The sequence below is a fragment of the Winslowiella iniecta genome (assembly GCF_001267535.1).
Taxonomy (GTDB): domain Bacteria; phylum Pseudomonadota; class Gammaproteobacteria; order Enterobacterales; family Enterobacteriaceae; genus Erwinia; species Erwinia iniecta.
In genome coordinates, this window is sequence record NZ_JRXE01000005.1 from 141,002 (window position 1) to 150,706 (window position 9,705).

The window sequence follows — 9,705 nt, forward strand, 5'->3', positions numbered from 1 at the left end:
ACTAGATTTAAGCGACAATCATGCAATGTGCCAAGAACACCGCGCATGAACGACATTCCTTGTGCTTCAGATTATCTGTTTTGCTTTCCGCTTCCCTGTCCGGAGCGGATTTTTTTATACCCGGGAGAGAACGATGAGTACTCAGCTCACGACTGATGAAGAGCTACGTCTTCATCTGAATAATTCGCAGTTAACGCAAAGCACGCCTGGCAGTACCGCTGATATTCTGCAGGCGGTTAATCAACAGCTTATCGCACCATCCAGTAATGCGGTGCGCAAAAATCTGCTGGCAGTGATTGTTGAACGTCTTGAAACAGAGTCTGATGCGGCAGAACAACAGGTTTTGCGCGAAGCTCTGTCGATGTTAATGAATGCCGGCAGTGAGTAATTGTTGTATTAATACCTGCGATAATGCAGCAGTGAGCAGACTATTCAGTAGCCGATGACCTTCAAACAGGATGAAACTATGCGCTTACTACGTTATATGAAATGGATGTTAGGTGGCCTGGTTGTGGTGATCTCGCAAAATCTCCCGGAACTTAACTACCCGCCGTCGAGTTTTATTATGTATGCCTGACTCGTTTAAACCCTGCGGTCTTGCGCAACTGGCGTGATTTTCATCGCTACGTTGTCAAGGCCGTCGGCGTTTCTGCCGTTCTGACCCTTTGCACGATGCGCTGGCTATTCTTTTCAAAACGAGCTAAAACGGTTTAGCTTGTTTAACTGAATGCGTAAAAGGGTGAGTTAAAAATGACAAAACGAGTCTGGGTACTGGGCGATGCCGTGGTCGATCTGCTGCCTGAAGAGTCTCTCCGGCTGTTGCAGTGCCCGGGTGGCGCGCCGGCTAATGTCGCGGTGGGTATTGCCCGTCTGGCGGGAAACAGTGCGTTTATCGGATGCGTTGGCGGGGATCCCTTCGGCGACTTTATGCGTCAGGTACTGGCTGCGGAAAGGGTGGACAGTGCTTACTTGCATCAGCTCAGTCATCAGCGTACCTCGACGGTACTGGTAAGCCTGGATGCTTATGGCGAACGACACTTTACCTTTATGGTGCGCCCGAGTGCCGATCTGTTTCTTACCGTCGATCATCTGCCAACATTTCAGGCAGCAGAAGGCTTACATCTCTGCTCGATAGCCTTATCTGCCGAGCCGTCACGCAGCGCGGCGTTTCAGGCGATAAGTGCAATAAAACAGGCCGGTGGCTGGGTGAGTTTTGACCCGAATTTGCGTGACGATCTGTGGCCGGATAAACATCTGATGGCGACGCTGCTCGACCGCGCTTTCCAGCAGGCGGATATTATTAAGCTGTCACTGGAAGAGCTGGCGCTGCTTAGCGAAGGTCAGCAGTCGGCCGCAGCCATCTGCCGGTTCGGCGAAAAATATCAGCCCGCGTTACTGCTGGTCACGCAGGGGAAATCCGGTGTTACGCTGTGGAAAAACAATCAGTTGCAGCACTTTTCTGCGCCCGAAGTTCAGGCGGTCGATACCACCGGCGCTGGCGATGCCTTTGTGGCTGGTCTGCTGGCCGCGCTGGCACAACAGGCCGATCCGCTTGATCCTGACGATCTCTCTGCCGCCATTGCCCAGGCACAACGCTGCGGCGCACTCGCCACCACCGCTAAAGGCGCGATGACCGCGCTGCCCTACGCCAATGATCTGCTTTCCGCTTGATTGCCAAGGGTGAAAATGCCAACCCGGTCACAATTCGCTAACCGGGTTAGCAAATCTCATTGCCTTCTTCTCGCTGATTCCAATAATCTCCTTGTCGAACCGGTTTAGCAATTCCGGTACTTCATCCAGGAGCTGAACAGACAATGATAAGAAAAAGCCATCTGGCACTCGCCATCGGATTAACCCTGGCAGGCAATACCTCTTATGCCGAAACCACACTAAACAGCCTCGAAGCGCGATTAGCCGCGATGGAAAAACGTTTGCAGATGGCGGAGAAACGTACCGCCGCGGCAGAACAGCGCGCCAGCGATGCCGAGCAGAATGTGGCAAAGCTGCGTCAGCAGGCACAACAAAATCAGCAGGCGACGCAGCAGGTCACCGAACGCACTGCGGCAATCGAAAATAAAACCCGCGCAGCGGATGGCTTCGAATTTCATGGCTACGCGCGTTCTGGTCTGATCATGAATGATGCGGCTTCAGCGACCAAAAGTGGCCCTTATCTGACGCCTGCCGGAGAAACCGGCGGTGCGGTCGGGCGGCTGGGCAACGAAAACAACACCTACGTTGAGCTGAATCTGGAGCATAAACAGCGGCTGGAAAACGGTGCCACTACGCGCTTTAAAGTGATGCTGGCAGACGGGCAGGAGAGTTATAACGACTGGACCGGCGACACCAGCGATCTCAATATTCGTCAGGCATTTGTTGAACTGGGCAGCCTGCCAACATTTAACGGCGTATTTAAAAACAGCACGTTATGGGCCGGTAAACGCTTCGACCGCGATAACTTTGATATTCACTGGCTGGATTCCGACGTGCTGTTCCTCGCCGGAACCGGAGGCGGTATCTACGATGTGCAGTGGAACGAGACGCTGAAGAGTAACTTCTCCATTTATGGGCGTAACTTCGGCGATATTGAAGCGATTGATAACACTATTCAAAACTACATCGTCACTGCCAACAACTTTGCCGGGCCGTGGCAGTTTATGCTGAGCGGCCTGCGTGCAAAGGATAACGATCGGCGCATCTCCCCGGCGCAGCGCAATGAACATGCGGGTGACAGCGGGATTCACGGCATGCTGGCGCTGCATAACGACAGTTTCTATGGTCTGCGCGACGGTCAGGCGCAAACCGCGCTGCTGTACGGTCACGGCCTGGGTGCGGAAGTGAAGGGGCTGGGGTCTGACGGTAACCTGACGCAGGATGCCAATACCTGGCGTCTGGCAACCTATGGCGTCACGCCGCTGAATTCGCGCTGGAGTTTTGCTCCGGCGCTGCTGGCTCAGCAGAGCAAAGATCGTTATATCAATGGCGATGAATACCGTTGGGTCACCCTCAATGCCCGGCTGATTCAGGAAATCACGCAGAACTTCGCGCTGGCTTATGAAGGCAGCTACCAGTACATGGATCTCTCGCCGCTGGGCTATAAAAATCGCCAGGCGGTGAACGGCAGCTACTACAAATTAACCTTTGCGCCGACCTTCAAGGTGGCAGATATCGGTGACTTTTTTACCCGGCCGGAAATTCGCTTTTTCGCCAGCTGGATGGACTGGGACAAGTCGCTGGATAACTACGCCAGTGATGATGCGTTTGGCAGCAGCGGATTTACCGCCGGTGGTGAATGGAACTTCGGCGTACAAATGGAGACCTGGTTCTAAGCGAACGCAGGCCACCGTAGTGAACAGAGGGGGGATGTATGGATGTTAATCAGGTAGCCGGGCAACTGGTGCCACTGTTGGGCGGTAAAGAGAATATCGCCACCGCGGCGCATTGCGCGACGCGTTTACGGCTGGTGCTGGTGGATGACGCGCTGGTACAGAAAGAGGCGATTGAAGCGCTGGACGGCGTGAAAGGCTGCTTTAGCAACGCCGGTCAAATTCAGATTATCTTCGGCAGTGGTCTCGTTAATAAAGTGCATGCGGCCTTTATTCAGGCGGCGGGCATCAGCGAGTCGAGTAAAAATGAAGCGGCCGATATGGCGGCGAAAAAACTCAATCCTTTCCAGCGCCTGGCGCGACTGCTGTCGAATATTTTTGTACCGATTATTCCGGCGATTGTTGCCTCCGGCCTGTTGATGGGTCTGCTCGGCATGGTGAAAACCTATGGCTGGGTCAATGCCGACAGCGCGCTGTTTGTGATGCTGGATATGTGCAGCTCGGCGGCCTTTATCATTCTGCCGATTCTGATTGGTTTCACCGCCGCGCGTGAGTTTGGCGGCAACCCTTATCTGGGCGCAACGCTCGGCGGTATCCTGACTCACCCGGCGCTGACCAATGCCTGGGGCGTGGCCAGCGGTTTCCACACCATGGATTTCTTCGGGCTGGAAATTGCCATGATCGGCTATCAGGGCACGGTGTTTCCGGTGCTGCTGGCCGTGTGGTTTATGAGCCTGATTGAAAAACGTCTGCGCCGAATTGTGCCGGATGCGCTGGATATTATTCTGACGCCATTCCTGACGGTGATTATTTCTGGTTTTGTCGCCTTACTGATTATCGGTCCGGCGGGCCGTATGCTTGGCGACGGTATCTCTTTGGTACTCAGTACCTTAATCGCCCATGCCGGATGGCTGGCGGGGATGGTATTCGGTGGCCTGTACTCGGTGATTGTGATTACCGGCGTCCATCACAGTTTCCATGCTATTGAAGCCGGGCTATTAGGCAATCCGTCGATTGGCGTTAACTTCCTGCTGCCGATCTGGTCAATGGCCAATGTGGCGCAGGGCGGTGCTTGTCTGGCGGTGTGGTTTAAAACCCGCGATATCAAAACGCGCAGCATCGTGCTGCCATCTGCATTTTCCGCCATGCTGGGGATTACCGAAGCGGCCATTTTCGGCGTTAATCTGCGATTTATTAAGCCGTTTATTGCCGGAATCATCGGGGGGGCGCTGGGCGGTGCCTGGGTGGTTGCGATGCAGGTCAATATGACGGCGGTGGGCCTGACGGCGTTGCCGGGACTGGCAATTGTGCAGGCCAGCTCTATGGTTAACTATCTGATTGGTATGCTAATCGCCTTTGGTGTGGCGTTTACCGTTTCGCTGTTACTGAAATACAAAATCGAGGCCAGGTAATGAACGAGCCACATCTGCTTAAACAAACCCTGCGTGCGGTGATGGCGGGTCAGCAACGGGCGGCAGCAGATCCTCATCGGCCATTATGGCATCTGGCACCGCCGGTCGGGTTAATGAACGATCCAAATGGTTTTATTCAGTTTAATCAGCGTTATCACCTGTGCTATCAGTGGAACCCGCTGGCCTGCGCCCACGGCGCAAAATTCTGGGGGCACTGGAGTTCTGCCGACCTGGTGAACTGGCAACATGAGCCGCTGGCGCTGGCACCGGTTGAAGAGTATGAAAGCCACGGTTGTTATTCCGGTTCGGCGGTGGACGACCACGGGGTACTGACGCTGGTCTACACCGGCAATGTGAAATTCGAGCAGGGTCGCACCGCCTGGCAATGTCTCGCCCGGCTCAATCCGCAAGGCGAATTCGATAAGCTGGGGCCGGTGCTGGCGTTACCCGCGGGCTATACCGGTCATGTGCGCGATCCAAAAGTCTGGCGACATCAGGAGAGCTGGTGGATGGTGCTGGGCGCGCAGGATAGCGATCTGCAAGGCAAAGTGCTGCTGTTACAGTCGCCCGATCTGCAAAGCTGGACGCTAAAGGGCGAAATCGCCGGCAGTGGGCTGGGCGGTTTAGGGGCGTTTGGTTATATGTGGGAGTGTCCTGATCTGTTCCGGCTGGCGGATCAGGATATTCTGGTGGTCTGTCCGCAGGGGCTGGCGGCGGAGTCATACCGCTATCTGAACACCTTCCAGAGCGGTTATTTCAGCGGTGAGCTGGATTACGACGCGGGTCACTATCACCATGGCGAGTTTCACGAGCTGGATCACGGCTTTGAATTTTATGCGCCGCAGACTACGGCCAGCGACGAGGGTCGTCGCCTGCTGATTGGCTGGATGGGCGTGCCGGACCAGGAAGAATTTTATCAGCCGACCATTGATCATGGGTGGATTCATACCATGACCTGCCCGCGTGAACTGAGCTGGCAGGCGGGAAAACTGTTCCAGCAACCGGCGCGGGAGCTACGTCAGCTGCGCAGCTGCGCCCGCACCTTTAATGGCGAGGCCGCTTCGCTACCTGAGTTGGATATCGCCAGCGCTGAAATCGATTTTGCGGTAAACGGCGAGTTCAGCGCCAGCTTTGCCGGCATTCTGCAACTGCACTGTGACCGGCTCGGTCTGACTCTGACGCGCAGCAACCGTCGCAGTGGAGAAACCGAACATCGTTACTGGCGTGGAACCGTAACGCATCTGCAAATCCTGTGCGATAGCTCCAGCGTGGAAATTTTTATCAATCACGGTGAAGCGGTGATGTCAGCGCGCTATTTTCCCGGCAGCCAGCCGCAGCTGCGGTTACAGGGGCACAGCATGCTGGCGTTGCATCACTGGAGCTTGAAAAGATGCGTGATAGAATGAGGCCATGAGCCACCATCACTAAGCAGAATGTGAATAAAAGCAAACGTGTCACCATCAATGATATTGCACGACTGGCCGGCGTCTCGAAATCCACCGCCAGTCTGGTGCTGAACGGGCGGGGTAAAGAGCTGAGGGTGGCCGAAAGCACCCGTTTGCGGGTGATGGAAGTGGCGAAGCAGGAGCATTACCAGCCCAGCATCCACGCCCGCGCGCTGAACTCATCGCACAGTAATACCCTTGGTCTGGTGGTGCCGGAGATGACTAACCACGGCTTTGCCGTCTTCTCCCATGAGCTGGAAAAGCTCTGTCGTGATGATGGTCTCCAGCTGCTGATTGCCTGTACCGATGAGAACGCCAGCCAGGAAATTCTGGCGGTCAACAACCTGATTCAGCGTCAGGTCGACGGGCTGATTGTCGCCTCCAGTATGCTGAGTGACGGTGAGTATCAGAAAATAAACCAGCAGCTGCCGGTGATTTTATTTGACCGTCACCTCGGCGAATCGTCGTTGCCGCTGGTGATTACCGATGCCATTGAACCCACCGCGAAGCTGATTGAGCACGTAGCCAGTGAAGGTTATGACGAGCTTTATTTCTTTGGCGGGCAGCCGCGTATCTCTCCCACCCGCGATCGTCTGGAAGGATTTAAGCGCGGCCTGCAACGTGCCGGTGTCGAGCTGCAACCGGAATGGGTAATTTATGGTCATTACCATTCCAGTTCAGGCTATGAACTGTTTGCCGATCTCTGCTCGCGTCTGGGACGCGTGCCGCAAGCGCTGTTCTGCGCCGCGTGTGGCTTGCAGGAAGGGGTGTTGCGTTATCTCAGTCAGCACGGTTTGCTGGAAAGCGATATCCGCCTGTGCAGTTTTGACGATCACTATTTATATGATTCGCTCTGCATACCAATTGATACCGTGGCGCAGGATGAGCGGCTGCTGGCATGGAACTGCTTTGAGATGATCACCGACCTGATTAAACAGCGCTCGCCGGAACCGCTTCAGCGCTGGTTACCGGCATCCATCAGACTGCGCGCCAACAAATCTCCGCGCTGATGCCTTAATCGTTTCGCGCCGAAATCGGCTGAGGTCAGCAAAAACAAATTTACATACCGACCGGTAGGTATGTAATATGTCGGCTGGATTTTTCCTGCCCCTTAACCGGAATATATACCTTATGAACCTTTTTCTCGCCTGGATGGGGCTTGCGGGTGCCATCGTGATGGAAGTCGCCGGCACCGTGTTTCTCGGTAAGTCAGAACAATTTACCCGTCTTTATCCTTCACTGATGACGGTGATGCTGTATGGCCTGTCGTTTTATTTACTGTCGCAGGTACTGAGAACGCTGCCGTTGGCGGTGGCATATGCCTCGTGGGGCGGGCTGGGTATTGTATTAACAGCGGCAATGGGTGTGGTGGTCTTTAAGCAGCGTCTGGATCTGCCCGCGATTGTCGGTATTGCGCTGATTGTGACCGGTGTGGTGGTGGTGAATGGATTTTCTAAAATGGTCTCGCACTAATGAGTGATAAACCGCAAGCGCGCAAAAGACAGCCGGAGTATGTGCGTCAGCAATTGCTGAGCAGTGCCGCACGGCTGGCAGTCGAAAAAGGCCCGGCCAGTGTTACCGTCAGCGCGGTGGCCGAGGCGGCAGGGGTGACGAAGGGCGGATTTTTCCACCATTTCCCCAGTAAGCAGGCGCTGGTTGAAGGCTTATTTGATGAGGTTATTCGGCAGTTGGATCACGATATCGACCAGTTTATTGCCGTGGATTCGCTGGACTACGGCTGCTTTAGTCGCGCCTATATTCGCACGGTGTTTCTCGATAGCCACACCGAGAATAGCTGGGCAGTCCTCAGCTTTACCCTCGGCAGTGATACTCAGCTGACCCGCAAATGGGATAGCTGGCTGGCGAACCGGCTGGAACAACATCAGCATACCGACAGCGATCCGCAGCTGGAAGTGGCAAGACTGGCATCCGACGGACTGTGGTTTTCTTCACTGCTGCATCGTGTGCGTACCACCGAATTGTTTCCGCATATGGAACAACGGCTGGTTGCCATGACCCTGACGGCTGCCGGGTAAGTGCGTTTAACAGAGACTTTAGAAACCGGAGTGCACAATGTTCAGGGATAATATCGTGTCTGATTTGATCGTCTGGATTGATGAAAATATCGATAATCGCCTGAAAATTGACGATTTTGTTGAGAAGTCAGGCTATTCAAAATGGCATATTCAGCGGATATTTCGTGAGACCACCGGCCAGCCGTTAGCGGCCTACTGTCGTGAAAAAAGGCTGGCTGCGGCAGCGAAAATGTTGCGCACCCAGCCCGGACCGATCCTGACCGTGGCGCTGTTACATGGCTTTCCGTCCCATGAAACTTTCCATAAAGCGTTTAAGCGCCAGTTTGGTATTACTCCCGGCCAGTATCGGGAAAATCATCCTGCTTCTCAGCGCGATAAATCGGTAACGTTCCGCAGTGATTCAACCAACCGTTAACCGCCAGGCAGTTCTGTTTCATTTCTCGCCCGAAAATATTGACGGCATGGCTGCGACAATTTATTGATCAACCTTCTTATCGACAAGGAGGTTCTGTGCCAAAGCGCTTACTGATATGTGCGGCAGGTTTTCTCGCCATTTCCTGCACGCCCTGGCATTACGATACCAGCAAGGATACACCGCCCATCCGGGTGGAGAGCAGGCCTGTAATCTATACGCCCGACGGCAAAGGTGGAATAAAACGCGACCGGCGGATGGAACGCATTCAGGCTCAAGGCCAGCAAGACAATAGCGCCGACGGAGGTAGACAACCCGGTTGGTGAAGTGCCTGCCTGGTGGATAAGTACCGCCAGGCAGTGGAATGATTACAGCAGATGACGTAACAGTGCCGCCGCAACAATGCCTACGGCCACGGTGGAAAATAGTGACAGGCGGCTGGCGGCAATCAGGGTGATAGCGATGGCCAGCAGGTCGGCCGGATTGTTGGTGACAAAGTAGGGCGCAATGACCGAAATCAGTACGCAGCCCGGCGCGGCTTCCATCACCGCTCTGGCGCGCGGCCCCAGTTCGCGGTTGCGTAAACCGATATAGCCAATCACCCGCGTCAGCCAGGTTACGCTGGCCATCAGCAGAATGGTTAATACAGTGATGCCGCTAATCATGATTTCTTCCCGACGAAAAACAGGGCGGTCATCATCCCTGACAGTGCACCCACCGGAACGTACCACGCGCCCGGAATCAGGTAGTAAGTCGATGCGGCCATGATCAGGCTGACCATCCACGGGCGTGCCGCACGGAACCCACGCCACATGCCGCGCAACAGCACCAGAAAGATGGCCGGAAACGCCATATCAAATCCCCACTGACTGATATCGCCCATCAGCGGCCCCAGCAGTACGCCGGAAGTGGTGAACAACACCCAGATGATATAAAGCGAAGCCGAGACCCCGGCGTAGTAAGGAATGCTGAAACTACTGACGATGCCAGCCTGACGGCGTTTAGCGGCATCGGCCATGCCCATTGCCCAACTCTCGTCGGTCATAAAAAACAGCGCGGCGAAGGCTTTGCGTTTCG

11 protein-coding genes are annotated in these 9,705 nt (G+C 54.8%); 9 read left to right on the forward strand and 2 right to left on the reverse strand.

Going from position 1 to position 9,705, the window contains the following annotated elements; translation table 11 throughout:
* The first annotated feature begins 133 nt into the window (after positions 1 to 133).
* The 9 genes from NG42_RS04865 to NG42_RS04905 all read left to right on the forward strand — a co-directional run bounded on the left by NG42_RS04865 (position 134) and on the right by NG42_RS04905 (position 8,631).
* On the forward strand, positions 134 to 388 hold the full coding sequence (locus NG42_RS04865; protein ID WP_052898140.1) for a biofilm development regulator YmgB/AriR family protein: 255 nt from the start codon (positions 134 to 136) through the stop codon (positions 386 to 388).
* A 362-nt stretch (positions 389 to 750) separates the two neighbouring features.
* The gene (locus NG42_RS04870; RefSeq protein ID WP_052898141.1) at positions 751 to 1,671 is read left to right on the forward strand and encodes an aminoimidazole riboside kinase; all 921 of its coding nucleotides are present in this window, start codon (positions 751 to 753) and stop codon (positions 1,669 to 1,671) included.
* A 143-nt stretch (positions 1,672 to 1,814) separates the two neighbouring features.
* Positions 1,815 to 3,326: a carbohydrate porin gene (locus NG42_RS04875; RefSeq protein ID WP_052898142.1), complete on the forward strand. Its 1,512-nt coding sequence runs from the start codon at positions 1,815 to 1,817 to the stop codon at positions 3,324 to 3,326.
* A 38-nt stretch (positions 3,327 to 3,364) separates the two neighbouring features.
* Positions 3,365 to 4,735: a sucrose-specific PTS transporter subunit IIBC gene (locus NG42_RS04880; RefSeq protein ID WP_052898143.1), complete on the forward strand. Its 1,371-nt coding sequence runs from the start codon at positions 3,365 to 3,367 to the stop codon at positions 4,733 to 4,735.
* The gene (locus NG42_RS04885; protein ID WP_052898144.1) at positions 4,735 to 6,141 is read left to right on the forward strand and encodes a sucrose-6-phosphate hydrolase; all 1,407 of its coding nucleotides are present in this window, start codon (positions 4,735 to 4,737) and stop codon (positions 6,139 to 6,141) included. Before NG42_RS04880 ends, NG42_RS04885 begins: the two co-directional genes overlap by 1 nt.
* 29 nt (positions 6,142 to 6,170) lie before the next feature.
* Positions 6,171 to 7,190, forward strand: a complete 1,020-nt coding sequence (locus NG42_RS04890; protein ID WP_052898145.1) for a substrate-binding domain-containing protein — start codon at positions 6,171 to 6,173, stop codon at positions 7,188 to 7,190.
* A 121-nt stretch (positions 7,191 to 7,311) separates the two neighbouring features.
* Positions 7,312 to 7,653 (forward strand): DMT family transporter, encoded by a 342-nt coding sequence (locus tag NG42_RS04895; RefSeq protein WP_052898146.1) that lies wholly within the window; start codon positions 7,312 to 7,314, stop codon positions 7,651 to 7,653.
* A complete protein-coding gene (locus NG42_RS04900) occupies positions 7,653 to 8,216 on the forward strand; it encodes a TetR/AcrR family transcriptional regulator (RefSeq protein ID WP_052898147.1) in 564 nt (187 codons plus the stop codon). The genes NG42_RS04895 and NG42_RS04900 overlap by 1 nt, the downstream gene beginning before the upstream one ends.
* A gap of 37 nt (positions 8,217 to 8,253) precedes the next feature.
* The gene (locus NG42_RS04905; RefSeq protein ID WP_053115677.1) at positions 8,254 to 8,631 is read left to right on the forward strand and encodes a helix-turn-helix domain-containing protein; all 378 of its coding nucleotides are present in this window, start codon (positions 8,254 to 8,256) and stop codon (positions 8,629 to 8,631) included.
* A 365-nt stretch (positions 8,632 to 8,996) separates the two neighbouring features.
* Here the strand turns inward: NG42_RS04905 and NG42_RS04910 are convergent, their stop codons facing one another.
* Positions 8,997 to 9,293: an AzlD family protein gene (locus tag NG42_RS04910; protein ID WP_052898148.1), complete on the reverse strand. Its 297-nt coding sequence runs from the start codon at positions 9,291 to 9,293 to the stop codon at positions 8,997 to 8,999.
* Positions 9,290 to 9,705 (reverse strand): AzlC family ABC transporter permease (locus tag NG42_RS23110; RefSeq protein ID WP_052898149.1); only part of this gene is annotated, 416 nt, incomplete at its 5' end. The genes NG42_RS23110 and NG42_RS04910, both read right to left, overlap by 4 nt.

Bases quoted from the DNA above. Each gene is read 5' to 3' on its own strand.
- NG42_RS04865 (WP_052898140.1), top strand. From the start codon at position 134: ATGAGTACTCAGCTCACGACTGATGAAGAGCTACGTCTTCATCTGAAT.
- NG42_RS04870 (WP_052898141.1), top strand. From the start codon at position 751: ATGACAAAACGAGTCTGGGTACTGGGCGATGCCGTGGTCGATCTGCTG.
- NG42_RS04875 (WP_052898142.1), top strand. From the start codon at position 1,815: ATGATAAGAAAAAGCCATCTGGCACTCGCCATCGGATTAACCCTGGCA.
- NG42_RS04880 (WP_052898143.1), top strand. From the start codon at position 3,365: ATGGATGTTAATCAGGTAGCCGGGCAACTGGTGCCACTGTTGGGCGGT.
- NG42_RS04885 (WP_052898144.1), top strand. From the start codon at position 4,735: ATGAACGAGCCACATCTGCTTAAACAAACCCTGCGTGCGGTGATGGCG.
- NG42_RS04895 (WP_052898146.1), top strand. From the start codon at position 7,312: ATGAACCTTTTTCTCGCCTGGATGGGGCTTGCGGGTGCCATCGTGATG.
- NG42_RS04900 (WP_052898147.1), top strand. From the start codon at position 7,653: ATGAGTGATAAACCGCAAGCGCGCAAAAGACAGCCGGAGTATGTGCGT.
- NG42_RS04905 (WP_053115677.1), top strand. From the start codon at position 8,254: ATGTTCAGGGATAATATCGTGTCTGATTTGATCGTCTGGATTGATGAA.
- NG42_RS04910 (WP_052898148.1), bottom strand. From the start codon at position 9,293: ATGATTAGCGGCATCACTGTATTAACCATTCTGCTGATGGCCAGCGTA.